The sequence below is a fragment of the Rhizobium sullae genome, assembly GCF_025200715.1.
Taxonomy (GTDB): domain Bacteria; phylum Pseudomonadota; class Alphaproteobacteria; order Rhizobiales; family Rhizobiaceae; genus Rhizobium; species Rhizobium sullae.
In genome coordinates this window covers 239,385-263,587 of sequence record NZ_CP104144.1, presented here as the reverse complement: position 1 = coordinate 263,587, position 24,203 = coordinate 239,385, and the positions used below count along the sequence as shown (strand labels likewise).

Sequence of the window (24,203 nt, the reverse complement as noted above, 5' to 3'; positions counted from 1 at the left end):
ACCGCAACTTCATCTCATAATGACGCAAGGTCAAGGCGCCTGCCCGGAGCGACAAGAACAAGGCTCCCGAAGCTGCCGATGCCTGCGACACCTATTACGAGCGTCAATGCCCAGGGCGTGCCGTCGGCAAGGGCGCTCACCGCCGCGGAGCCGGCGATGCCGGAGCCGTAGTGGATCGCTCCGACGAGCGCGGAGACCGCCCCGGCCTGTTCGGGGAAGTCCTGGAGGGCGCCGCCAATGGAATTGGCCACGATGAGGCCGGACCAGGACACGAAGACGAAGAGCAGTGTTGTGAGCGCCCACAGGCCTCCCCAACCGGTCGCGCCCGCGACCAGGATCGCAAAGCCGGACGCCATCGCGCCGAAGGTGCCGAACCGCAGAATGGTCGTGCTGCCAAGCCTGGTCACAAGCCTCGAGTTGACCATGTTCGTTACCATGATCCCGACAATCCCCAAGGCGAAAAGGACGCCATATAGTCCGGCCGGGACATGGTAGTAGTCGATGTAGGCGAAGGGCGTTCCGGCGATGTAGGCGTAGATGCCGGCATAAAAGAAGCCGCCTGCCGCAGCAAATCCGAGAAGGCGCCGGTTAGCGAGCAGCTTGCCGTAGCCAAGCACGGCGTCCGTGATCGAATTCTTGTTCCGCCGTTCTGCCGGCAGGGTCTCCGGAACCGTAAAGAGAGCGGCCAGGGTCGCCAGCCCCACCGCGACCAGAACCCAGAAGATCGAGCGCCATCCGGCTATCGCGAGGATCTGGCCCCCGACGATCGGCCCGAGAAGCGGAGCCACGGCCATGATGGTGATGAGGATCGAAAGCATCTGCGCGGCCCGGCTTCCCTCGTAGAGGTCGCGGACCATCGCACGTGCGAGCACGACGCCGGAGCAGGCGCCGATCGCCTGCACGACGCGCCATAAGATCATCTCAGCGGCCGATCCCGACATTGCGCAGCCGGCCGACCCGATGACAAATAGGAGTAGGCCGACCGCCACGGGAAGCCGGCGGCCATACCTGTCGCCGACAGGCCCCCAGAAGAGTTGGCCGAGACTGAAGCCGATCAGGAATCCGGACACGGTCAGCTCGATAGAACCCGGATCCGCTCCGAAATCCCTGCCCATGGCCGGCATGGCCGGAAGGTAGAGGTCTGTCGAGATCGACGCGAATCCCATAAGGGCGCTGAGCACGGCAAGGACGCGCCTGCGGGGCGGAAGCGGGCTGACGGAGGACGTATCGACGGGCGCCGCGAGGCAATCGGCAGAGTTCGCGAGTTCGTGTGACATGGTTGTCGTCTTTCTGGAAAGAGATTGGGCCGAGGCGCCGTCAAACCTCCTCTGGCATACGGCTCTTAGAGACCCGTCATCTTCATCAGCCGCTCGGGATAGCGGTCACCCTCGACCTGTATCTTGGCGGCCGCGTCATCGAGTTCGGCAAGTTCGCCAGTCGACAGCTTGACGGCTGCGGCGGCGAGATTTTCCTCGAGGCGATGCAGCTTCGTGGTGCCGGGGATCGGCACGATCCACGGCTTCTGCGCGAGGAGCCACGCAAGCGCGATCTGGGCCGGGGTCATGTTCCCGGCCTCGCCGACGCGCTTGATAAGATCGATCAGCGCCTGGTTCTTCTCCATGGCTTCGGGCGTGAAGCGCGGCAGAAGCTTGCGGAAGTCGTTCTCGGCGATCTTGCTGTCCTTGCCTATCGCCCCCGTCAGGAATCCCTTCCCGAGAGGGCTGTAGGCAACGAGACCGATCCCGAGCTCCTCGCAGGCCTCCAGGATGCCATTCGTCTCGGGGCCGCGCGTCCAAAGTGAGTATTCATTCTGCAGCGCCGTTACCGGCTGCACGGCATGCGCGCGCCGGGCTGTTTGCGCGCCGGGTTCCGAAAGGCCGAAATGCTTGACCTTCCCCTCGGCGATCAAGTCTCTTACGGCACCTGCGACATCCTCGATCGGAACCTTGGGATCGACGCGGTGCTGATAGAGAAGGTCAATGGCATCGATGCCAAGACGCTTCAAGGACGCCTCGGCGACCTCCTTGATGTGTTCAGGGCGGCTGTCCAGGCCCGTCTGCTTGCCGTCTTCGATCTTGAAGCCGAACTTCGTGGCGATGACGACTTGGTCGCGAACCGGACGCAGCGCCTCGCCGACGATCTCTTCGTTGGTGAAAGGGCCGTAGACCTCGGCCGTGTCAAAGAAGGTTACGCCATGATCGACGGCGTCGCGGATGAGCTTGACGCTGTCGGCGTTGCTGAGGGCATGGCCGTAGCTGAAATTCAGGCCCATGCAGCCAAAACCCAGGGCTGACACCTCAAGGCCCTGGCCGAGAATGCGCTTTTCCATGATTACACCTTTCTTTTGAATGCCCGAAAGATAGGCGAAGTCGCGGGGACAGATTAGGCCGTCCAATTGGCATGCGGTCATGAATTGGATTCATGACCGCATGCCAAACACGCCCTCTAATCCGATCAATGCTCGGCTGGTAGTTTTGCCTTCGCCGACCGAGGATCGTTGGCGCAGGCAGGAATGGTTCATGAGGGCACCCACCCTTACAGTTCTCGTCATTGGCGCGACTGGGAGCATCGGCGGTCTCGTCGTGGAAGGCCTTGCGGCACGGCTGCTCGCCGACGTCACGGAAAGATACCACGCGATGGACGATCGCCGCGCAATCAAGACGCTTCTTCGCGTCTGACAGACAAGGTCCGGCCGAAAGCGTTGGTCTGCAATCCTCGATCCGAACGGCTCCAGCCGCCCAATTTCGACGACAACATGAGGTGTCCTATGAACAAGATCGCAGCCACCGTCGCCATCTCCGCTCTCGCCGCGACGGGCGTCGAAGCACAGGAACCCCGTGCACGCGTCGCTCCGCCGGTCGTGTATGACGTTGCTCCCGGCCTCGGCCATTTCACCGACGACGTTCTCTTCGGGGAGGTTTGGGAACGGGGCGAGCTTCCGCCGCGCGACCGCAGTCTTGTCACCGTCGCCACCCTGATCTCGACCGGCAAGGCAGCGCAGATCGGCAGCCACGTCCGCCGGGCGCTCGACAACGACGTCGCGCCGGACGAGATCGGCGAACTGATCACGCAGCTCGCCTTCTACGCTGGCTGGCCGAACGCGATATCGGCCGTGACCGAGACGAAGAAGGTGTTCGATGAGCGCGACATCGCTCCGGTGGGAAACAGCGCTGCTGCCCGTATCGAACTGGAAGCCGCTGCCGAGACGGCACGTGCGGCTGCCGTCAACGCGAACGTGGCACCTACGGCTCCGACGCTCGCGGACCTCACCAATCGTGTCCTGTTCGGCGATCTGTGGCGGCGGCCGGATCTCAGCGCCCGCGACCGCAGCCTTGTGACGATGGCGGCCCTGATCGCGATCGGTCAGCCCGAGCAGCTCCCTTTCCATACCAACCGCGCCATGGACAACGGCCTGACCCGCGCCGAAGCATCCGAGGTCGTAACGCATGTCGCATTCTATGCCGGTTGGCCAAGGGCGATGTCGGCCGTGCCCGTCCTTCAGCGAATATTCGACAGCCGCGGCAATGCCCTGCAAAGGTCCGCCGCGCAATCCGCGGCATCGGGCGACCTGAAGATCACGCGGGCCAACCAAGGCAGCGCGAAGGCTTCGAAGCAGCACTTTACTGGAGAAGTCGAGACCTCGGGCTTCTACCAGGGCGACGCACCAGCCCGGATCGGTGGGGCGACCGTTTCCTTTTCGGCGGGTGCGCGCACGGCCTGGCACACGCATCCGCTGGGACAGACCCTCTTCATCATATCCGGCCAGGGCTGGGTACAGGAGGAGGGCGGACCAATCGAGAAGGTCGGCCCCGGCGACGTCGTTTGGATTCCGCCTCTGGCCAAACACTGGCACGGCGCCTCGGCAGACGAGGCGATGACCCATTTCGCCGTCGCCGAATCCTTGAACGGCAGTGCCGTCACCTGGATGGAGAAGGTATCCGACGAAGACTACGGCAAGGGACGCCAGATCGACTGACGGAGCCTGTGGTGCGCAGGGAGCAATCATATGCAGATCCAAATTCCACGGCGCAAGTTCCTGAAAGCTCTGTCCCTTGCCGCGGCCGACCTTGCGGCGCCTGCCGAGAACAACGCATCGCAGGCGCGGTCCGGCTCCAGCGGAACCTTGGTCGCCTATTTCTCGCGGACCGGAAACACGAAGCTCATTGCGCGTCAGATCCGCGGGGCAAGGGGTGCGACGCTGTTCGAAATCAATCCCGGCAACCCCTACCCCGAGGACTATGTCGAGACGGTCGCCCAGGCCAGCCAAGAGACGGGGGCCGGATACCTTCCGCCCCTGAAAACCAGCGTGGCGGACGTGCGACGATACGACACCATCTATCTTGGCTTCCCGATCTGGGGAATGACGGCCCCACCTGTCGTCCGTTCCTTCCTACGGGGACATGACCTTTCCGGAAAGATCATCCACCCTTTCATAACGCACGGAGGATACGGCCTCGGAGATAGCATCGACATCGTCAGGTCGATTGCTCCCGGCGCCGACGTCCGGCCCGCCTTCTCGATGGAGGCGGACCAGGAACGGCGGACCCTGGAACAGGTGACAGGCTGGCTGAGCGGCTAGTTCGCGAAGTGAACGGCCGCTCGGGTTCTGGGCCGTGGATTCTTGGGCGAAATGATGGACCAGAAGACGGGCTTTTTCGGCGACAACGACCAGCGAAAGACCGTTCCGCGCCTGTCGGCGGAGAACCGTGTGGCCAACCAGCCCGTGATCGACGCGATCCAGGCCATCGCCAAGGTTTCGGGTCGAGAGACGCCGTCCGCGGCTGTCTTGGATGTGCCGGAAGAGACCTTCATCGCAGTAGGTCACGACCCCGCAAGCGCTGCAGCGTGCTCCTCAATCCAGGCGATCTCAAGCGCTGCCTCGTCGAGCACACCGCGACGAGCGAGTTCCACCTCCCACTCAGAACCGTCAGCGACGAGCTTCAACATGTGTTCCTGCAAGTGCCGCACCCGCTCGATTCCCGCGTGCACGACGCCAATCTCTGGCTCGAGCCCGTACGCGTGAACCAGCAAGCGAAAGCGGCGGGCCTTTTCGGCAACGCCGGTCGGGAGCCCATGTGCTCGACACTTCGCGTCGCGCCAGAACGGCACCCAACGCCAGGCGATGAATCCGAGGTCCCACGCGCGAGGCCCTGGCGCCGCGGCGTCCCAATCGATGAAAGCCACCGGCAGGCCCGCTCGAAAGACAGTATTCCATGGCGTGAGATCGTTGTGACAAACCGTCTCGACAGGCTGCCGAGCCTTTAAGCGCCATTCGCGGCCAGCCCACGGAAAGCCGGCCGCGGCATCGTGATAGGCCCGTACGAGCGCGCCAAGATGAACGAGCACGTCATCGCGCCAGACATAGTCCGGGAGACGGACATCGAAGCGGCCGCCTTCGTCGGGGATAAACCCGGCACCTTGGCCGACCTCTCCCTCGATGTAGGTCAGAACCTCTCGCCCTTGGTCGTCAAAGCCATGCACACGTGGGGCCCCGGCAAATCCTTCACGCTCAACGTGTTGCAACAGATCAAGGACGGCGGGCGACCAAGCGCGACCGTCGCGCCGGACTGTCTGACCGACTCGAACGACTCTCGAGTCCGCACCGCCTTCGAGGGGAATCTCGGGCTCATCAACCATACGTCCAACTCGCGCTCATTGTCCCGCGTGTTCTATCTGGACAGCGTACGCGCTGAGCAAATAATCGGTCAAACGGTAGATGTTCCGCTTTGGTGAAGAAAGCGGAGGACAGGTTAGTTTTCCGGATCGCGCTATGAACCAGTCATTCGCCCAACCACGAACTCCGATCAGCCGGTGGAGCGCTAAACTCACGGCAAGCGGCGGCGAGGATAGCACGCTGTCCGGAGCGCCGAATTGACGGTGAGGAATACATGATCGCCGTCAGAACCTGTCTTGGGCCGGCGGTAGGTCATCGACGACAAACATCTCATGATGACGGCATCCAGTCGGGCCGCGGGAGGCCGACGTTCCCTCGATGTCCGGAACGCAGTCGACTTTTCGATATCCAACTGGAGGCGCTTCTTTTAAGGTCCGGATCACGGCGCGTGGAGCCAGCTTCTCAATCTAAGGGATTGATGTTGTTTAAGAATTCACAGGGCCATGCCGAAAGAATGGAATGTACTCGCATCGATAGGTGGCGTGGCAGGCTACGAAGCCCATCTTCCTCTGGGGCGCGAGACGATTTCGGAAGGTCGAAAGATGACGGCAAAATACTTGCCGCGCTACTATTTACTGCGGCGGTATGATACCCGTCATCGGCACGGTTAGCCCGATGGATTGAGACGACCTACACGTTTTTCAACGCTGGCGGCGCCACCGGCACCTCAGAAATAGTACATTGGCGCCTGAAGTCAGCGGAGCACGTCCTTGAATAGTATTCCCGATCTAGTGGCCTCTGCTAAAACCGTTCACGCCCGTTACAGCGCGGGCCGAATGGAACGTGAGACCGTGAGAGAATGGATCGGCAGACTTGGTGCGTACGATGGCCTGACCGGCGAACGCGTTCGGGAGGCAGCAGAGTGGTTTCGCGCCAATAAAAGCGAACCGGTGTCTGAGGAAATCAGCCGAACCGATCTAGAGCGCATCGCTGCGATTTTTTCAACTTGACCAGAACATTTCTCCTCTCAATAATTTCTACCTGCGGCTTCATCAACCGCAGCGGCAACGAACCGCACAACACCACACGGGGTGCCAGGAAACTCCGTGGATCGCGTGTTTGATCATATAGGATCGGCAATCACGCAAGCTAACCGTTATAGTTAGCGGCTGTTAACTTTTTCATATTCACCCATTCTAAAATATGGTACCGCGGTCACTGTTTGGAGACCTTGCGATGCGACGTTTCAATCTTCGACATGAAATCGATGACAAATGGCTTGTCGTGGACGGGCTCACGATGGAACCCGCCACGCTTGGTGACGTGCAGGTGAGTGGCATGTCCTGGGCCGAGGCATGTGACTTTGTCGACTTGATGAACTCTCTGGATGCTATCGAACGAGACTCGATCCGCTATGCTGCTCCTTTGATGCCGGCCCTTCTCAGACGAGCTTGATGGTGCCGTCCAAGTAAACGCTGCATCGCAGGCTCCCGTGCCTTTTTTATCACCCCATCAGCGGGGTGATACTTGGGTATTTTGGCTGGAGCGTAATTCGTGCCAGGTGTCACCCCGCCGCTCAGACCGGAGCGTGCAGAAATCCATAGAAGTTCAATGAACGTTCGCTCTGCTTTGCGATTGAGAATGCCGACCGCGGGGGAAGGAGCACCGGGTCTGACAAAAAGTTACCAGACGAGGTCCGCTCAGGGGCGGATGGCAAACCAGAAAATTGCCTCAATTAATGTAGCACGACGTCAGCGAGTGGACGTTCACGCGTGGTTACTGGCCCGCTTGACACCGGTGACACGCAGCTTCCCGTCCGTGACCAACGTCCCTTTCGATTGGTCCAAGATCACAACTATGTTGCCGAAGGGATCGCGGATTCTGGCGCATCGTCCGACCGCGATTTCGAATGGCGGTTGCACAGCCTCTCCGCCCGCGGCCAAGAACTCCTCAAACGCCTCGTCCACGTCATCGACCAGGATGTCGGTCTCGGGACCGATATGAAGATGGACAACCAGTTCCGCGTCGGTTTCCGGGAGCGCAAAGCCGGCGGCTTCATCGTCGCGCCAAACCAGGGCTTGACCGAGCCGACCCCCATAAAAAGCTATGGCTGCATCGAGATCACTCACGTGCAGGAGATGATTGTCGAGCTTGCGGAATAATGGTCTTTTTCCAGGCTCGTGCGTCATTGCGGGACCTCATATGCGCAGAGATTCGGACTGCCATACAGCCCTTGATGAGATAGGCTTCGAGACTGCGTCCGCAACCGGGGTCACCTTCAGTCTTTCGGACCCACTTAGTGGAAATTCGAACTCGCAGTTGGCTGATGCAAATTAATGTAGCGCAACATCCAAAAGCTACGACTACCTGCTTTGTGCCAGAGAAGGAACCCGCTCCCGCGGGAGGGAAGGCGCAGGCTTTGAGACGTGTGCCTCGTTGATGGCATCGGTGAAGCTTTGGTCGATCAGAGGTGACGGGCGGACGAAGACCTCCGAGCATGGCATCCACCCCATCTTCACAGAAGCCGACGCCGGACCTCGGCCTAACTGGCATCCCGGATATCAAAGCGTGCGATCCTGTCACCCTTCATATGGAAGACGTGAAGCAGTGTTTTGTCTTTGAGACCGTGGGTTTGATCCTCCAGCGGCTGGCCATTGAGATCGTATACGTTCTGGATCACCTCGACGGCTAATGCACCATCTTTCATGCGCTGAAATGCCACCGGCTCTACATGTGGACTCACGATAGCCCATTGACGTGTCCAATAGTCACGAACTGCCTCACGCCCGTGAACATGGCCACCTTCCATGCCGTTGGCCCAAGCAACATCATCAGTAAGCACGGCAAGTATCCCGTCGATGTCGCGCGCATTGAAGCGATCATAGATGAGCTTGATAACTTGAGTATCGATTTCCGACATCACGTTTCCTCAATCTGGTTTGGAACGAACGTTGAACGGCGCGTAACCAACATTGACCAGCCTAGAGATATATACGTACATATATATTCCATAGTCAACACCAGGTAAGGAGCGAATAGAATGGACGAGGATGTGCTTTCCACACCGGGGCATCTCATCAGCCTCGCGGCGAGAGGGTTCGCCCGCCTGAGCGAGTCACGCCTCAAACCGCTTGGCTTCGGCGTCGGACATTTACCGGTACTCGTCGCGCTGAAAAACGGCAACGCGAGCACGCAACGCGACCTTGCGCGCTTCGCCAAGGTGGAGCAGCCACCGATGGCGCAAATGCTCGCTCGCATGGAGCGGGATGGCTTGATCCAACGAACACCTGATCCGGTTGATGGTCGAAGCAGCCACGTAGTGCTGACAGAGTACGCGCAAGCACGCATGCCCGAGGCAACGGCGGCCTTGTTTCAAGGCAATCGTGAGGCATTGAACGGCTTCACCAGCGCGGAAACGGAACAGCTCGTCACCCTGCTTACTCGGTTGATCGCGAATTTGGATCAAATTGCGAGTGTTTCGCCGCCATAGCCACCTGCTGCCGCTGCAATGGAGACGCCCGCCGTTCCAGTGAACGAGAACCTCGTTGCAACAGCTTGGTGCAAGGTCGGAGTTTGCGATCAACTTTTCAGCTCACGACCTTGAAACCGGACGCTTCCATGGCAGCGCTTATAGGTGAGAAGATTGTCGGAGGCGCAATCTAGGATCAGCCGGTCGTGCAGGCCAGCGCGATGCCGTCTGCGACCTCTCTGCTATGGTCCGAAAGGTTGCCCGTTGCGACCCTGATATGATTGCTGGGCAGGATCGAGAACTTTGCGCCAGGGTGAACGGCAATCCCCCTCGCCGCCAACGTGACCATCGCAAATGGCTCCGATGAGACTGGAACCCAGGCGCAAAGGCCGGCGCCATCATCCACCTCTACGCCGCGCTCGCGCAGCGCATTCGTCAGCTCATCGCGCCGCTGCTGATAGATATTGCGTGCGCGGTCAAGGATTTCATCCGTCATTTGATCGCGGAGCAGCCACGCGACTGCGGCCTGTAGAATCCGGCTGGTCCATCCGGCGCTGAAGCTTCGGTAGGATTGAATTTGCTCCACAATCGCCCTGGAGCTCGACAATACGGCAAGACGTAGGTCCGGACCCAGCGTCTTTGAGTAGGACAGGATGTGTATGACGCGGTCGGGAAAACGCCCGCCCAAGGAATGCTTGGGTGCGCCGGAGATGTCGGCCACGCCATCGTCTTCGATGATCAGCGTATCGCTACCCGCCAGAATGTTTCCCAGAGCTTCCAAACGCGCCCTGCTGACGCTTTGGCCTGTCACCGAATGAAGCCGCGGCTGAAACAGAAATGCGACGGGGCGATATTTCGTGGCCGCCTCGAGTGACGACGGCAGGGGACCGTCCTTGTCGCACTGAACGGGCAGGATGCGCACGCCCAGATCTTCAAGAATATCGAGAAGGCGCATGGCCGTCGGATTCTCGATTGCGACCGAAGCGCCCGGCATAACCAAAGCATGCAGCAGCGTATAGACTGCGTTGTATCCACCGTTCGTGGCGAGAAAGGCCTCCGGCTCGTAGGGCCAGTCGCGCCGCACAGCCGCTTCGAGCTCTGGCAGGATGCGGCTGCGTTCGTAACTGTTGAGGTTTTCCGCAGACGCGCCGTATGCCAGGGCCTCGGCCAGGGGTGGAAGCAGCCTTACATCCGGGACCGCCGCCGTGAGGTTGAGTACGCCTTCTCCGTAGTTGCCGGAACTTGCAAGCCTCTCGGGCTTGGCAACGAACCGGTCGCCGCTGACCCAGGTGCCGTTGCGTCCGCGCCCGCTGATGATCTTCTGGCGGCGCAACTCGCTCCAGGCCTCGGAGATCGTAGCAGGACTGACGCCAAGCGCGAAGGCAAGGTCGCGGATCGCCGGCAGCTTGGTTCCGACCGGAAGCGCACCTGCGCGGATCAAGGCGCTGGTTTCCAATGCAATTCCGCGGATCGTCTTGTCGCTCAATTTTTCGGCAAACCAATCGGCATTTCGTGTTTCGCTCATTTTTACACCAGATTAAATGTTCAATAACGTAATAACATTTGATCGAGTCAAATTGAACATTTATTTACGAGCAAGAGCAACCATCTTTTGCGAGCGAAATGCATGACTGTAACGATACGGCTGGCCCTGCGCGACTGGGACTACATGACCCCGCTGGTGTTGGGAGACATTTCCTCTCCCCGCCTCGACGTGAAGGTCGACAGGGTTGCCACGCTCATCTCCAATGTCGGAACGGACGAGGCACATGACGCGGCGGAAATGTCCTTCAGCCGGTACGCCCAGCTTCGCGCCGACGGCGACGATACGGTAATCGGCATTCCGAACTTCATCATGCGCGGCTTTCGCCATCGCTGCATCATCACGACGAAGGACAGCCCGATTACGGAGCTGAGCCAGCTTGCCGGAAAGCGGATCGGCGTTACCGGATGGCGCGATTCCGGAAACACCTGGACACGCGCTGCCTTGCGCCGTGAAGGCGTTAGCGTCGAGGACGCGATGTGGTTTGCCGGCAGGTTGACGGAAGCTCATCCCATCACCGATCGTCTCGACGGCTTTGGCCGCACGGGACGCATCGAAGCAGCACCAGGCGAGCGCCCGATGGTCGACCTTCTGAAGGAGGGGGCACTGGATGCCGTTTTCACGCCCTTCATGCCCGAGGGCTTTTTCGATAGAGATTCGCCCTTCCGCCAAGTGCTTTCAGATTTCCGTCGTGCCGAACGCCAGTATTTCAAGGACGTCGGCTACGTGCCGGGCATGCATCTCATCGGCATCAAGGCGACGGCGGCGGCGCAATATCCGTGGCTCCCCGAAGAACTCAGCGCGTTGATCGATGAATCCAGGCGCGTCTGGACGGTCAGGCGTCGCAAATATGCCGACACCACGCCGTGGATCTTCGATGAGCTTTTGAAGGTTTCGGCAGATCTTCCACCGGACTGGGACGAGAGCGGCCTTGATGCGAACCGCGCGATGATTTCCGATTTTGCACGGGAACTGCACGAACAGGGCATCCTGCCGCGAGCGCTCACGCCGGCAGAGCTTTTTCCGCTGCAGGCGTCCTCAGATCGCCCGCAGCTTGCCGCAGCCGGATCGTAAATCCGTTTCCATACAAACCAAAAAGGGGAATAAGAACATGCCTTTGAAATCCATCACCGCCTTCGCTCTTGCGAGCGCCCTGCTCTCTGGAATGGCCTTGGCCGAGGATGCAATGCTTCCGAAGCTCACCGTCAACGAGGAACTGCGGGCAAAGCTTCCCGAGGACATCAAGACCGCCGGCAAGATGATCTCGGTCAACAACGGCTCCTTTCCTCCCTACGAGATCGTGACCGGAACGAAGATGGAGGGCGCCAGCGCCGACCTCACGGACGCGCTCGGCCAGGTGCTCGGCGTCACAATCGAGCACGCCACCGTCGGTGGCCTTCCGGCACTTCTCGCCGGCGTCAATTCCGGCCGCTATCAGTTCGCCTTCGGCCCTGTCGGCGATTTCAAGAGCCGCGAGGAGGCCAACGATTTCGTCGACTGGGTGCAGGAATTCGTCGTCTTTGCCGTGCACAAGGGTAACCCCAACGGCATCGCTTCGCTGGAGACTGCCTGCGGACAGCGCATTGCCGTGATGGCTGGTGGATCCGCCGAAAAGGTCATCAAGGTCCAGGCCGAAAAGTGCAAGGCCGACGGCAAGGACGCGGTCGAGGTTCAGTCCTTCACCGATCAGCCAAGCTCGATCCTGGCCGTCAGGTCCAAGCGCTCGGACGCATTCTTCTCCTCCCAAGCCCCCCTCACCTATTTCGTGTCGCAGGCCAATGGCCAGCTCGAACTTACGGGCGTCGGCCAGAAGAACGGTTTTGACAATCTTTACCAGGGCGCGGTCGTGCCGAAAGGATCGCCGCTCGGCCCCGTGCTGCGCGATGGCATGAAGATTCTCATGGGCAACGGCACGTATGCGGCAATCATGAAGAAATGGGGCCTTGAGAACAACATGATCAAAGAGCCGGGCATCAATCTCGGCGGGACGTTGCCAAAATGAGTGCCGGCAACCACAAAAGCGCATCGCCTCCGGGCGATGCGGATCCCCGCGACGTCGTCAACGCGCACAAGCCGTTTCGCATCGATCGCCTTGTCCTTTGGACGCTGTCCCTGGCGATTGCGGCCGATTTTGGCTGGATCGTCGCAAACAATGAGAATTTCGGCTGGCCCGTCGTCGCGCAATATTTCTTTGACCCCACGGTCATCAGCGGCCTTTACGTCTCGCTCGGGTTGACGGTCGTTGCCATGTTGATCGGCATAGTGCTCGGTCTATTGCTTGCCATTGCGCGGTTGTCGGCGGACCGGCTCGCCCATTCCCTTGCCGGTCTCTTCATCTGGTTCTTCCGCGGCACACCGCTCCTGGTGCAGCTGATATTCTGGTACAACCTGTCGACTCTCTTTCCTTCGATTTCGATCACCGTGCCTTTCGGGCCGACATTGGCCAGTTGGGACACCAATTCAGTCATCACGCCGATGACGGCGGCAATCGTCGGCCTGGCGCTCAACGAGGCGGCTTACATGGCCGAGATCATCCGCGGCGGCCTTCTTTCCGTCGACAGGGGCCAGGCGGAAACCGCGGAAGCCTTCGGCATGACGCGTGCGCGCGCACTGCGAAGGATCATAATCCCGCAGGCGATGCGCTCCATCGTTCCGCCCACCGGCAACCAGCTCATCAGCATGATCAAAGCTACCTCGCTCGTCAGCGTCATCGCCATGGCGGACCTGCTCTATTCGGTCCAATCGATCTACAACCGCACGTTCGAGATCATTCCGATGCTGCTCGTTGCCGTGGTCTGGTACTTGCTGATCACCTCGATCCTCAACATCGGCCAGGGCTATATCGAGCGCTACTATAGCAGAGGCGACAGACGTTCCGGCAGCATAGCGAAGCCTGCCGGACATGCGGGCACGCCGGTCGTACCGGACGCCCCCTCACCCGTCATCGTACAGGAGGCAAGCCGTTGAATGCCGTTGTAGCTGTCGAACCGCTCGTCCACGCGCGCAATGTTCACAAGTCCTTCGACAATCTAGAGGTCCTGAAAGGGATCGATCTCGATGTCTCCCCTGGCGAGGTCGTGGTCATCCTCGGGCCCTCCGGCTCGGGCAAATCGACCTTCCTGCGCTGCATCAATCATCTGGAATCCATCAATCAAGGCTCGATCATGGTCGACGGAGAACAGATCGGCTACCGGTTGCGAAACGGCCGCCTTGAAAAACTCTCCAACAATGCGATCGCTGCACAGCGGCGCAAGATCGGCATGGTCTTCCAGCAGTTCAACCTCTATCCGCATATGACCGCGCTCGAAAACATCATCGAAGCGCCGGTCGGCATCCACGGCGAAAGCCGCAAGGCTGCGACGGAAAATGCGTTGATGCTTCTGGAGCGCGTCGGGCTTTCGGAAAAAGCCGGCAGTTATCCGCGCCAGCTTTCCGGCGGCCAGCAGCAGCGTGTGGCGATCGCACGGGCTCTGGCGATCAAGCCGAAGCTGATGCTGTTCGACGAGCCGACCTCCGCACTCGATCCCGAACTCGTCGGCGAGGTCCTTTCTACGATGCGCGACCTGGCAAGCCAGGGGCTGACCATGATCGTCGTGACACACGAGATCGGGTTTGCACGCGAGGCGGCCGATCGGGTCATCTTCATGGATGGCGGCAAAGTCGTCGAACACGGCAAGCCCGAAGATGTCCTCGGCAATCCCCAGCATCAACGCACGAGAAGCTTTCTGGCGCGCTTCATCTAGCCGGCAATCCTAGCGCTCAGCATCCTGCCCGCGCCAGTAGAACGCGGCGCGACAATCCCGTTCATTCTATCTATTGGAACCAACTGATGACACGCGACAATGCTTTTGCCCGTATCTCCGACTTCGAGCCGCTCAAGGCAGAGCTTGAAGCGACGCGCCGGCATCTTCACGCCAATCCGGAACTGTCGTTCGAAGAGGCGGAAACCGCACGCTTCGTCGCCGAGAAACTGGAGTCCTGGGGCTACGACGTGTTGCGCAATGTCGGCGGCCATGGGGTCGTCGCGCGTCTCAAGGTGGGCAACGGCGCGCGCAGTATTGCGATCCGCGCCGATATGGATGCCCTTCCGATCCAGGAGGAAACAGGCCTGCCTTATGCGAGCAGGGCAGCCGGCAAGATGCATGCATGCGGTCACGACGGCCACACGACGATGCTGCTTGGGGCCGCGGAATATCTGGCGCGCACGCGCCGTTTTGACGGAACAGTCAACCTGATTTTCCAGCCCGCCGAGGAAGCCGGTACGGCAAGCGGGGCGCAGGCGATGATCGCCGACGGATTGTTCGAACGCTTCCCGTGTGACGCAATTTTCGGGCTGCACAATCACCCCGGCGCGCCAGAGGGCACCTGGCTCCTGCGTTCCGGTCCATTGATGGCTGCTGCCGATACGGTAAAAGTCACCATCAAGGGAAAGGGCGGCCATGCCTCCAGGCCGCATCTGACAGTCGACCCGGTCGTCATTGCCTGCAATCTCGTCGTTTCACTGCAGTCGGTCGTTTCGCGCAGCATTGATCCCACGCAAACGGCAGTGGTCACCGTCGGCTCCATCCATGCCGGCGAAGCCTCGAACGTCATTCCGGACATCGCAACGCTTTCGCTCAGCGTCCGGTCCTTCGAACCGGCGATAAGAGACATTCTGGAAGGGAGAATTCGCAAGCTCACCGCGACTGTGGCCGAGGGTTATGGCGCCGGCTTCGAAATCGATTATGTGCGCGGGCACCCCGTCGTCATCAATTCGGAGAAGGAGACGGAGTTTGCCCGCACCGTTGCGGAGGAGCTTGTCGATACGGACAAGATTTTGACCTGCCCATTGATCCCCGGGAGCGAGGATTTTTCCCATTTTCTCGAGCACAAGCCGGGCTGCTTCCTGCGTCTTGGCAACGGGCTTAACTCGGAAATCCTGCACAGCTCGAAATTCGACTTTGCGGACGAGAATCTGACGGTTGGGGCCGCCATGTGGGCCCGGCTGACAGAAAAGTATCTGGCGTAGATCGGTCGGTCGTACCCTGTAGAAATTCGTCGCGCCGTTAACCTTGCCGGTAAAGATTGGATTCAGTCTTTTTTGGTAATTTTCCGTTAGCCATTCACGCCAGTGGGTCCCCACGGCATGGATTGCCGTCGGCGGCAGTTGTTTTGCGTACGGGTTCTTATGCGTCTATCGGATGTGACAGCAATCTTTCTTGCCTGCCTGACTGTGTCGGGCTGTGCATCTGGCCCTCCCCCGGAAAATGTCCGGGCGGGACAACCGTCGCAAGAAACGACAAGCTCGGTCGTCCCACCATCCAATCTCGTACCGTCTGGAAATGTCGGCGAAGCGGCAGCGGCAGCCAGCGCGCCGCAGGAAGAATTGGCCTGGGCAGGCCAGGTCCCTCAGTCGCAAGCATTCGCACCGGCCGCCAGAACGGTCGGCGCTCCCATTCCGTCGGAACGGCCTATTGCCATGCTGGCGCCGGCCAAGCCCGAGATGAGGGCGGCTCCGCAAACGCGATCGCAGATTTACAGCTATGGCTTCCGCGACGCCAAACCGATTAACTTCGGGTCCATCTCGCCCAGAAAACTTGCCGTGCATGGCGTCGACATCTCACGCTGGCAGGGCGAGATCGACTGGGAAAGACTCAGAACGCAGGGTGCAAACTTCGCCTATATCAAGGCGACGGACGGCGGCGACCATCTCGATCCGATGTTCAGGAAGAACTGGCGCAGGGCCAAGGAAGCCGGCTTGAAGCGCGGCGCCTATCACTTCTTCTACTGGTGCCGGACGGCCGGCGAACAGGCCGACTGGTTCATCCGCAACGTTCCGAAGGAAGCGGGCGCTCTTCCGCCGGTTATCGACGTCGAATGGAATGGTGAATCGAGCTGCAAGCGGCGGCCTTCGCGCGAGCGGGTGCTGGAAAAAATGCAGGTCTTCATGGACAAGCTGGAGCGGCACTATGGCCAGCGGCCGATCATCTACACGGCTCCGGACTTCTATCGCGACAACCTGAAGGGCGCGTTTCCCGACTATCCCTTCTGGCTGCGCTCGGTGGCCGCTCATCCCTCCAAGGTCTACCCGAAGCGCAAGTGGGTTTTCTGGCAGTATTCGGGCTCTGGCCTCTCGCACGGTGTCGATGGCCGGATCGACCTCAACGTCTTCCATGGTGATGAAAACGATTGGCACGACTGGGTGGCCTCACGCTAGCGTCGGGTTAGCCGCCTGGCTTCAGCCTGCCCCTGAAAAAGCCACGGATAATCCCCACCTCATGGTGCCGTGGGAAGTTGCGCCGGCTTGCAGGCCGCGGCGGTTCCTACAGTTTCCAGTAGTGGACGGCGAATCGTCTTTGGCCTATCGATGGACCCATGCGATCGTCGTTGGAACATCTGCCGGAAGAAAAGCAGCGCGAGCTTGCCCGCGTCGTTGCGATCATCCATGAGGAGTTCGCCGACGCGCTGTCAGGCACGTCGGCCGCCTTCAAGAAGCGCGGCCGGATCTTAAAGATTTTGCTTTTCGGTTCGTATAGCCGCGGCACCTGGGTCGACGAGCCGCACACGATGAAGGGCTACCGCTCCGACTACGATATCCTCGTCATCGTCAATTCCAAGCAGCTGGCCGAGCCACAGTATTGGGAGAAAGCGACCGACCGGCTGCTATGGGACAAGGATGTGAAGACGCCCGTCGGGCTGATCGTCCATGGCGCCAGGGAGGTGAACAACTTCCTGGCCGACGGCCAGTATTTCTTCGTCGACATCCTGCGCGAGGGCATCGTGCTCTACGAACTCGACGACCGGCCGCTGGCCGAACCTAGGAAGCTCTCGGCGGTCGACGCGTACAGGGTGGCGAAGGAGCATTTCGAGAGGCAATACGAGAATGCTCAGCGCTTCCATAAATTGGCACGTGTCGCGGCGTCGACCAATTGGGCAAGCCAATCAGCGTTTTTGCTCCACCAAGCAGTCGAGACTGCCTATTCCTGCCTGCTTCTCACCCTGACCAACTACAGCCCACCGTCGCACAATCTGAAATTCCTGCGCGGGCTGGCCGAAGATCAGGACCGCCGGCTCATCGACGCATGGCCGCGCGACCAGCACCGCTACATCGCGTGGTACAACATCCTCAACGAAGCCTATGTAAAAGCCCGCTACTCGAAGCACTTCGAGATCACAGAGGAGGCGCTTGTCTGGCTGCTTGAACGGACGGAGCACCTGCACCAGATTATCGCGGCGATCTGTAAGGAACGCCTGACCGAACTGGAGCGGGCAAGCAGCCCCATCTAAGGCCGACCCTGAGAAATGATCGAATCCACCTGCGCGAGGGCGTGGTGCTTTACCGGCGCACCACCATCCATTCGCCGAACCCGGAAGCTTCATGCTTTTCCTGGCCGACATCTGATTGTAATCAACAAAGCATGCGCGTAAAGCGTTTAGATGGGCAACATTCGATGAGCCGCTACGATGGATGCGATCCCCATCTAAGGCTTCGACGCGGCAGTGACCCTGACAGACCATCTCGACCATCTTCGCGCCGTACATTCGGGCAGAGAGAGCCGAGGCGTTCATCAGCACAATTGTGAGAAGAAAGTGTCTGACTGCCGACGAGCCGTGATCCACTGGCTGCGCCCTCTGCCGTGCACCTGGTTAGAAGTAGATGAAACGCCAGTCTCGAGCATCTTCGAGACGTGCGTCGCCCATTGAAATGGCTCCTGTCGGCTTTCACCGTGCAGGCGCCTCCAAACGTTCGCCGTGGATACTTACCCATCGATCGGGTTTTGGTGGCCTTGGCGTTTCAGAAATTTGTACGGTGCCGCGTGGCATGGCTTGATCTCATCTGCGAGATTGTCGAGAATGAAACCACCTCTGCTGGAGGAAAGTGTCAGGGCGGCGTGTCCTTCCCTTAAGATGTAAGGTGGGTTTGCGGCTGTTCCTGGCCAAGAGCGCCGCCTCGCCATGGAACGTCCATTCGCTGCCCCGCGCTACGCAGTCCGGACTGGCATCTAGCGGCGGCGGCACCTATCTGTGATCGTAGGGAACGATCCTCGATCGATGGACCTAAGCTTGGAGTGCAATCATGCTGATACAACGTTGGAAGAAGCCCCTCATCTTGGGCGACGGCCGTATCCGGATAGTTGTCGGTTCGGCTGAGGAGGCTATGAATTGGCTTATTCACGAGCCCAATCAGAACAGCGAAAAATGGCGTCACGCGTGGCGCACCTGCAACGCGGCTCACGAAGGCCGACTTTCCGCCGAGGAGGCTAGGTCCGCCGTTCAGATTGCGGCGGCTGGCAATCGCTGATCGGCGGTAGATGGCATTCGCTGGCCTCTCTGGCGCATGGTGCCGTAGCTTATGCCGGAGTCCTCCTGCACCTATGGTAGGAAACGTCAGCGCGGAAGCTTCGCCTTTGACGTTGCCGGCGTGTGCTGGGATGGTAACGTGCCATTTCGAGTTTTTTCTGCTGTGCAATTCTTGCCGTGCTATTCCCTCATCCGACAAATAGGAAAGGAAGAGATCCGCGCCCTTGGCCTAAGGCAGCTTCGAGGGATGCGATGCACCGATGTGAGGGTCGATGGCCGAAGTGATTTCATCCCAATCCTCGGGATGAACTTCATCGCCGCCGCCCTCAAGACGGAGAAGTTCTGCGCCTTCGACGGCTTCTGCCAGTAATTCGCCGTGCTTGAGCGGGAAGATTGGGTCTGCCGTGCCGTGGACGATGGAAGGGGGCATGGCTACGATAGGCGCATGGGGCGCCGGCATCTGCCCGCGACCCGGGAGCTCAGCATTTGGGCACAATTGCTCGAAGAGGGCGGACCGGAGTTACGGGAAGAATTCATGGACAAGTTGCGCGTGCTGCACCTCGGGGCTTCACCCAAGAGCGAATTTTCAGTGCTGCAAAAACTGACGCAAGCCTATGACGCCGTCGCGAAAGCGACGAAAAGCGAACTTCCGTCACATGACCGAGACAAAACCAAGCGAGGGTGGAGATGTTGGATCGTGCTAACTTCTATGACGCAGAATTAAAGCGGCATAATGGGCATTTGCGCGCCGCCGCGAGCGTTGGAGTACGTGACCGCGTGCTCGATATCGGTTGCGGGGCAGGACAATCGACTCGTGAAGCCGCCCGTGTCGCAGTGGAAGGCGACGCGATCGGCGTGGATACGTCCTTGGAGATGCTCGAGGTTGCGCGGCGACGTTCCGACGAAGAAGGGTTGCGAAATGTTGCGTTTGAGCAGGGCGATGCCCAGCACCACGCCTTTCCCACTGCCAGCTTCGACCTCTGCATCAGCCGGTTTGGCGTCATGTTCTTTGCTGATCCGGCGGCGGCCTTTGCCAATGTCGCCCGCGCGATGCGTCCGGGCGCGCGCCTTGTATGGATGGTGTGGCAGAGCCAGGAGCGTAACGAGTGGTCTGGTGCCATTCGGCGAACCTTGGCCCCGGGAACTGCGGTTTCCGCAGATGTTCTCACACCGTTTTCACTTGGCGATCCTACCATCGCTACAGAACTTCTGAGCACGGCCGGCTTTATTTCGATCGATTTTACCGACGTGCGAGAACCGGTTTTCTATGGGCCAGACGTCGATAGGGCGTTTGACGCGCTCATCGACCTCTATCTTGTGAAGGACGCGCTCGCGCAAACCGATGAGGCACCCGACAAGGCATTGCAGCGGCTGCACGATTTACTGGAGGCGCATATGACCATGGAGGGCGTACTCTTTGACTCGCGCGCGTGGATTATTAATGCTCACAGGGGACAGAGTAGTTGACGCGTTGTCCGCGCTACGAACGTTAGCTCATCGTCGGCACTGTTACCGCACCCGACGCCGCTGACAGCATGGGTCGCGAGCAACCGTACGGTATCTGAAGCCGGGTGACCTGCCATTGAACTTTCATCCGCCCGCGGTTAGAAGCCGGGGGGCCGCCACCGCAATCACATTAGCGGTAAAAAGTACCGTCACCTACGTAGCAGAACCGCAGCCAAGGCTGGGACGATGAAAAACGTCATCGGCCGCAAATCGCCGGCTCTGCACGGAGGGATTGATGCTCCATCGGGAATGTCGGGTCGTTGGGCCAGGTCACAGCGGCTATTCGCGCGCTCGCCAAACAATGGGTTGGCTCACTTCTCGGCGCAGGTGTTCAATATTGGCGTTAGCGCCTTCACATGTATGTCTATGCGCTCGAGCACTTTCTCCGGAATAACGCCGCGCTCGGGCAGATGCCACCAGTGCTCATTGACGCGTTCGACGGTTTCGACCACTGCCTTCAGCACAGCTGGTTCCGGAAGCTTTGCGCGATTGGCAAATGCCTTCCATCGCGGTGCGGCTAGAGCCTTGAACGACCGCTCCCCTCCGAGCGAAAGCGCCATGGCGTCTGCGGGAATATAGGGCACCGTCGACAGAACGTCGTAGATTGGGGCAAGGGTCGGCTTGTTGCCTTCGCCGGGGTAGATCAGCGACCAGTTCTTCAAGTGCATGTCGCCGTTGCCGGTGATGACAGTAAGCGCAAGTCGGCGGACGAATTCGAGAGCCATCGCAGGCGAGACGGCCACGCTAATGGCCGAGGCGATATCGTGATAGGCAGCGCCCTCATACTTGCGCGAAGGATAGACACCGAAGACCTGAGCGAAATCCTCGATATGAATCCTCCCACCCTTGGCTTCACGATCGAAGCGTTTGACGAGAAGGACCTTGCCCTCCGACAACGTGTTGAATTCCTCGGGAATGCGGTCGAAGTCGGACTTCTCGACAAGCTCGCGTTCGGGCACCTCCATGCCGATCGCGGCGGCCAGTGCAAGGTTCGCGAATTCGTTCTCGGAAACGCCGGGAAATGCTGTCGAAGGAAACTTGGCAATATATTGGCCCTGCTCGTCGTCCATCGGCAAGGTCAGGCCACCGCCTTTTCCAGTGTTCTTCATCACCGAGAGCTTCATCTGCACGCCGGCAAGTGAGAAACGAGCTTTGGTCTTTTCCTTTAACGGATCTTGCTGAACCGCTGTCGCGCCGTCGCTGGGCACTACTCGCACGGCCCCCGGCAGATCGGTGCCAAGAGCAGCTAGCAGATCGAAATCGTTGCCTGGCCGCACATTGCCTTCATGGTGCCTTTCCATCGCCTCACGTAGCTTTTCCTCCGGCAGGAGGTTCGCGAAGAAGGCTGGCAAAGCGCCGGCCAGCGGCTTGGGATCTTTACGCAATCCGCCCGTCGCCGCTTGGAACGACAGGCTAAGAACCGGAAACCCACCCGTTTTGCGGTAGGCCTCATCAAAGTTGAAAGCATTGAAATCACCTGGCGTCCTGACGATCGTACCGACCTTCAGCATATTCAGGAGTACGTCCAACGACGGGATCGTCTTAGGTGCGTGGAAGATTGGAGCCATGATCATCATCGTCAGGTTGAGAAACAAAGGCGGGCAGATCGTCGTCATCATGCGGGCGCAACAGCGCCTGAACAGCAGGAATCATGGCTTGTGGAACAAGCATCATTTCCAGACCGAGCGCGCGCGCGATATTGATAAGCGTCGTCACGCGTGCCGCGGCGGTTCCCGTTTCAATGTCGCGATAGCGGGGACGGGATATGCCCGCCAGATCAGCGACCTGCTCCTGCGTCAAAGCAGAGCTAAGCCTCGCTCGTCTGAGAAGTCTCCCGATTTCAAGCAGTGTTTCTGATTCCGAACCCATTGCGATACCTATACGATTCACCATTGGTCAGGATGATACGCAAAGGTATCTCACATCGAGAGCAAGATCAACCATGAATGATCCGTTTGCATATCACATGCCATGTGAATGATCCGTAGACAGATCATCACGCCCCGTTAAATGGGCGATGAGAGAGAGCCGATTTCGCTCACGGCCAACCCTTCCCAAAAAAAGGCCGAGAGACAATTCTCATGGGCGCAGAACGCGAACTATGCTCACTTCTGATGGAATTGAATGATTGGCTAAGACCAAAGTCCAGCCACCTTCAGGCTTCGGTCCAATGTTTTTTGCCGTAAGCATGATCCATGTTGTGGCCGGCCTGACGCGCACGGTTCGGTAAACCGCGCGAAAGGTTAGGGGCTTTCCCGGTCCGCCACCGGGAAAGCCCCTATTGGTGAGGACGCTGGCCATCTCCTGGCTCGCATTAAATCGAATTCTGGACTTCCCTAGATGCTGGGGGCATAGATGCTGGGCGATCTGCCCCCTTTGTTGCAAAAATTGAAATTAGGAAACAACCATATGATGAAAAATATCGTTCTCGCCAGTGCGTTGGTAGCCACCTTGGCATCCTGCACGGCGACGGAACAAGGAACTGCGATCGGGGCCGGGTCGGGCGCTATAATTGGTGGTGTCGTCACCAATAGTTGGGGCGGCGCCGCTGTTGGTGCTGTGGCAGGCGGGCTGGTCGGCGCGTTGATCGGACGCTCGACGGAGCACCGCGGCTATTGCATCTATCGCGATCGCTATGGTCGCCGTTACGAGGCCCGTTGCCGCTAAAACTGGACATTTGCTAAGAAATTGCCTGGCCTGAAAAGAAGACAGCCGCCTTTCGGGCTAACGAAAGGCGGCTGGGACGCTCGCCTTCGTATCAGTCACCCATCCGCTCGCTTGTTCAAAGAATTCGGCCAGTACAGGTGCATGGCAACGGTATCGGCCCATCCTGTCAATCTTCGGGCGACAGGATACGCCGCCAAAACCTACTGCAGAAAGGCGAGAAACGACTGCCCCTGCAGCCCTAGCCATCTGGATACGAAGCTCCAGCGGAATCGGCGCGACCGGCCGAGTGATTGAGTGAAAATTGACATAGCGACGAGATTTTAGTGCGTAAGTTATAACATTAGATGATTGTGATATTGTGCCGGGCTGCTGTGAGGGGACAAAGTCACGGGAACTCGCGTCATGATGACAATGACGGTTTTGCTACTCACTGTGTCGTTTGCTGTCGCGTGGGCTCGGCTCGGCGACGTCGGCCATCCCGAGCGATTTATGCGCAATGTCCAGCCACAGGCGGACAATGCAATTATCAATGTGCCGCACACTTCTGGCCGCGTCGGCTGGGAAATGGCGCATATTGGAAGAGAGTTTGGCCGCATTCGGATGGAAGCCCAAGCCTTGATCGGTGCAGTGGCATTGGAGCAATGGCTTATCGTATCGCGGAATTCCGCCCGTTCGGCCGGGGTGATGCCCATGCCAGCGGCGCTTCGTCAAATACTCGGAAACTTTTATGACCAACAGATCTACGACATGGTGGCCTTCAAAATTGGTGATGGCGAGTCACTGAATCTCGCAAACCTGGCCTTTCGGTATGGCGACGCAGATGCGGTTACATTGATCGACACCGTTATTTTCAAAGACGAAGCTGCAGCAAGTGATCCTGGGCTATGGGTTCATGAGCTTAAGCACGTTCAGCAGTTTCGCGACTGGGGAACACATAATTTTTCCAGACGGTATTTGAGAAACTGGAAATCTGTTGAGGACGAGGCGTACGCCGCCACTGACCGATTCAATAGAACCCAACAAAAGACAACGCCGCAGAACCGGTCGCCCAACGTCATTCAGCCGATGCCCACCGTGCCCCAAGGCGTTAAGCCTCCAGCCCAATACCGTCGGTTGTAGCATAT

The 24,203-nt window shown here is 59.3% G+C and carries 26 protein-coding genes and 1 pseudogene; 17 read left to right on the top strand and 10 right to left on the bottom strand.

Annotated elements, in window-relative coordinates:
- Window positions 1-14 precede the first annotated feature (14 nt).
- Window positions 15-1,277: a multidrug effflux MFS transporter gene (locus tag N2599_RS21845; protein ID WP_037142618.1), complete on the bottom strand. Its 1,263-nt coding sequence runs from the start codon at window positions 1,275-1,277 to the stop codon at window positions 15-17.
- A 65-nt stretch (window positions 1,278-1,342) separates the two neighbouring features.
- Complete coding sequence (locus N2599_RS21840; protein WP_027511338.1) at window positions 1,343-2,329, bottom strand: aldo/keto reductase; 987 nt, start codon at window positions 2,327-2,329, stop codon at window positions 1,343-1,345.
- Between the two features lie 190 nt (window positions 2,330-2,519).
- On the opposite strand from N2599_RS21840, the gene N2599_RS21835 reads away from it, so the two are divergent.
- From N2599_RS21835 to N2599_RS21825, 3 genes are all read left to right on the top strand, one after another.
- The gene (locus N2599_RS21835; RefSeq protein WP_156915306.1) at window positions 2,520-2,678 is read left to right on the top strand and encodes a hypothetical protein; all 159 of its coding nucleotides are present in this window, start codon (window positions 2,520-2,522) and stop codon (window positions 2,676-2,678) included.
- A gap of 89 nt (window positions 2,679-2,767) precedes the next feature.
- Complete coding sequence (locus N2599_RS21830; protein ID WP_027511340.1) at window positions 2,768-3,976, top strand: (R)-mandelonitrile lyase; 1,209 nt, start codon at window positions 2,768-2,770, stop codon at window positions 3,974-3,976.
- A gap of 30 nt (window positions 3,977-4,006) precedes the next feature.
- The gene (locus tag N2599_RS21825; RefSeq protein ID WP_027511341.1) at window positions 4,007-4,579 is read left to right on the top strand and encodes a flavodoxin; all 573 of its coding nucleotides are present in this window, start codon (window positions 4,007-4,009) and stop codon (window positions 4,577-4,579) included.
- Window positions 4,580-4,821: 242 nt separating this feature from the next.
- Here N2599_RS21825 and N2599_RS21820 read toward each other — a convergent pair whose 3' ends face one another.
- Complete coding sequence (locus tag N2599_RS21820; RefSeq protein ID WP_027511343.1) at window positions 4,822-5,637, bottom strand: aminoglycoside phosphotransferase family protein; 816 nt, start codon at window positions 5,635-5,637, stop codon at window positions 4,822-4,824.
- Window positions 5,638-6,384: 747 nt separating this feature from the next.
- Between N2599_RS21820 and N2599_RS21815 the strand changes: the two genes are divergently transcribed.
- Complete coding sequence (locus tag N2599_RS21815) at window positions 6,385-6,624, top strand: hypothetical protein (protein WP_084606537.1); 240 nt, start codon at window positions 6,385-6,387, stop codon at window positions 6,622-6,624.
- Between the two features lie 226 nt (window positions 6,625-6,850).
- Window positions 6,851-7,069: a hypothetical protein gene (locus N2599_RS21810; RefSeq protein ID WP_027511344.1), complete on the top strand. Its 219-nt coding sequence runs from the start codon at window positions 6,851-6,853 to the stop codon at window positions 7,067-7,069.
- A 311-nt stretch (window positions 7,070-7,380) separates the two neighbouring features.
- On the opposite strand, the gene N2599_RS37875 is transcribed toward N2599_RS21810, so the two are convergent.
- Window positions 7,381-7,803: a VOC family protein gene (locus N2599_RS37875; RefSeq protein WP_167333922.1), complete on the bottom strand. Its 423-nt coding sequence runs from the start codon at window positions 7,801-7,803 to the stop codon at window positions 7,381-7,383.
- Between the two features lie 353 nt (window positions 7,804-8,156).
- Entirely contained in the window at window positions 8,157-8,534 is a 378-nt protein-coding gene (locus N2599_RS21800; protein WP_027511346.1) for a nuclear transport factor 2 family protein, read from the bottom strand.
- 120 nt (window positions 8,535-8,654) lie between these two features.
- Here N2599_RS21800 and N2599_RS21795 point away from each other — a divergent pair, with 120 nt between their 5' ends.
- Window positions 8,655-9,104, top strand: coding sequence for a MarR family winged helix-turn-helix transcriptional regulator (locus N2599_RS21795; protein WP_027511347.1), 450 nt, complete (start codon window positions 8,655-8,657; stop codon window positions 9,102-9,104).
- Window positions 9,105-9,279: 175 nt separating this feature from the next.
- Here N2599_RS21795 and N2599_RS21790 read toward each other — a convergent pair whose 3' ends face one another.
- A complete protein-coding gene (locus tag N2599_RS21790) occupies window positions 9,280-10,608 on the bottom strand; it encodes an aminotransferase-like domain-containing protein (RefSeq protein WP_027511348.1) in 1,329 nt (442 codons plus the stop codon).
- A 102-nt stretch (window positions 10,609-10,710) separates the two neighbouring features.
- Here N2599_RS21790 and N2599_RS21785 point away from each other — a divergent pair, with 102 nt between their 5' ends.
- From N2599_RS21785 to N2599_RS21755, 7 genes are all read left to right on the top strand, one after another.
- Complete coding sequence (locus tag N2599_RS21785) at window positions 10,711-11,700, top strand: substrate-binding domain-containing protein (protein WP_027511349.1); 990 nt, start codon at window positions 10,711-10,713, stop codon at window positions 11,698-11,700.
- 37 nt (window positions 11,701-11,737) lie between these two features.
- Window positions 11,738-12,628 carry an ABC transporter substrate-binding protein gene (locus N2599_RS21780; RefSeq protein WP_027511350.1) on the top strand — a complete coding sequence of 297 codons (891 nt, stop codon included), beginning with the start codon at window positions 11,738-11,740 and terminating at the stop codon, window positions 12,626-12,628.
- Entirely contained in the window at window positions 12,625-13,593 is a 969-nt protein-coding gene (locus N2599_RS21775) for an amino acid ABC transporter permease (protein WP_027511351.1), read from the top strand. Before N2599_RS21780 ends, N2599_RS21775 begins: the two co-directional genes overlap by 4 nt.
- Window positions 13,590-14,369 (top strand): amino acid ABC transporter ATP-binding protein, encoded by a 780-nt coding sequence (locus N2599_RS21770; protein WP_027511352.1) that lies wholly within the window; start codon window positions 13,590-13,592, stop codon window positions 14,367-14,369. Before N2599_RS21775 ends, N2599_RS21770 begins: the two co-directional genes overlap by 4 nt.
- A gap of 83 nt (window positions 14,370-14,452) precedes the next feature.
- Complete coding sequence (locus N2599_RS21765; RefSeq protein WP_027511353.1) at window positions 14,453-15,634, top strand: M20 aminoacylase family protein; 1,182 nt, start codon at window positions 14,453-14,455, stop codon at window positions 15,632-15,634.
- A 159-nt stretch (window positions 15,635-15,793) separates the two neighbouring features.
- Complete coding sequence (locus N2599_RS21760; RefSeq protein WP_027511354.1) at window positions 15,794-16,822, top strand: glycoside hydrolase family 25 protein; 1,029 nt, start codon at window positions 15,794-15,796, stop codon at window positions 16,820-16,822.
- A gap of 158 nt (window positions 16,823-16,980) precedes the next feature.
- On the top strand, window positions 16,981-17,892 hold the full coding sequence (locus tag N2599_RS21755; protein WP_100770365.1) for a nucleotidyltransferase and HEPN domain-containing protein: 912 nt from the start codon (window positions 16,981-16,983) through the stop codon (window positions 17,890-17,892).
- A gap of 473 nt (window positions 17,893-18,365) precedes the next feature.
- Here the strand turns inward: N2599_RS21755 and N2599_RS37870 are convergent, their stop codons facing one another.
- Window positions 18,366-18,563: a transglutaminase-like cysteine peptidase gene (locus tag N2599_RS37870; protein WP_084606538.1), complete on the bottom strand. Its 198-nt coding sequence runs from the start codon at window positions 18,561-18,563 to the stop codon at window positions 18,366-18,368.
- A 119-nt stretch (window positions 18,564-18,682) separates the two neighbouring features.
- Here N2599_RS37870 and N2599_RS37635 point away from each other — a divergent pair, with 119 nt between their 5' ends.
- Window positions 18,683-18,907, top strand: coding sequence for a DUF982 domain-containing protein (locus N2599_RS37635; protein WP_027511356.1), 225 nt, complete (start codon window positions 18,683-18,685; stop codon window positions 18,905-18,907).
- A 228-nt stretch (window positions 18,908-19,135) separates the two neighbouring features.
- Here N2599_RS37635 and N2599_RS21745 read toward each other — a convergent pair.
- Window positions 19,136-19,324, bottom strand: a pseudogene (locus N2599_RS21745) (alpha/beta fold hydrolase); the annotation flags it as partial.
- A 269-nt stretch (window positions 19,325-19,593) separates the two neighbouring features.
- On the opposite strand from N2599_RS21745, the gene N2599_RS21735 reads away from it, so the two are divergent.
- Window positions 19,594-20,373, top strand: a complete 780-nt coding sequence (locus N2599_RS21735; RefSeq protein ID WP_027511358.1) for a class I SAM-dependent methyltransferase — start codon at window positions 19,594-19,596, stop codon at window positions 20,371-20,373.
- A 350-nt stretch (window positions 20,374-20,723) separates the two neighbouring features.
- Here the strand turns inward: N2599_RS21735 and N2599_RS21730 are convergent, their stop codons facing one another.
- Both N2599_RS21730 and N2599_RS21725 read right to left on the bottom strand, forming a co-directional pair.
- Window positions 20,724-21,980, bottom strand: a complete 1,257-nt coding sequence (locus tag N2599_RS21730; protein ID WP_027511359.1) for a type II toxin-antitoxin system HipA family toxin — start codon at window positions 21,978-21,980, stop codon at window positions 20,724-20,726.
- On the bottom strand, window positions 21,955-22,281 hold the full coding sequence (locus tag N2599_RS21725; protein WP_027511360.1) for a helix-turn-helix domain-containing protein: 327 nt from the start codon (window positions 22,279-22,281) through the stop codon (window positions 21,955-21,957). The genes N2599_RS21730 and N2599_RS21725 overlap by 26 nt, the downstream gene beginning before the upstream one ends.
- Before the next feature lie 540 nt (window positions 22,282-22,821).
- Between N2599_RS21725 and N2599_RS21720 the strand changes: the two genes are divergently transcribed.
- Together N2599_RS21720 and N2599_RS21715 are read left to right on the top strand one after the other, a co-directional pair.
- Entirely contained in the window at window positions 22,822-23,079 is a 258-nt protein-coding gene (locus tag N2599_RS21720) for a YMGG-like glycine zipper-containing protein (RefSeq protein ID WP_027511361.1), read from the top strand.
- 402 nt (window positions 23,080-23,481) lie between these two features.
- Window positions 23,482-24,198 (top strand): eCIS core domain-containing protein, encoded by a 717-nt coding sequence (locus N2599_RS21715; protein WP_051336674.1) that lies wholly within the window; start codon window positions 23,482-23,484, stop codon window positions 24,196-24,198.
- Window positions 24,199-24,203: the final 5 nt, after the last annotated feature.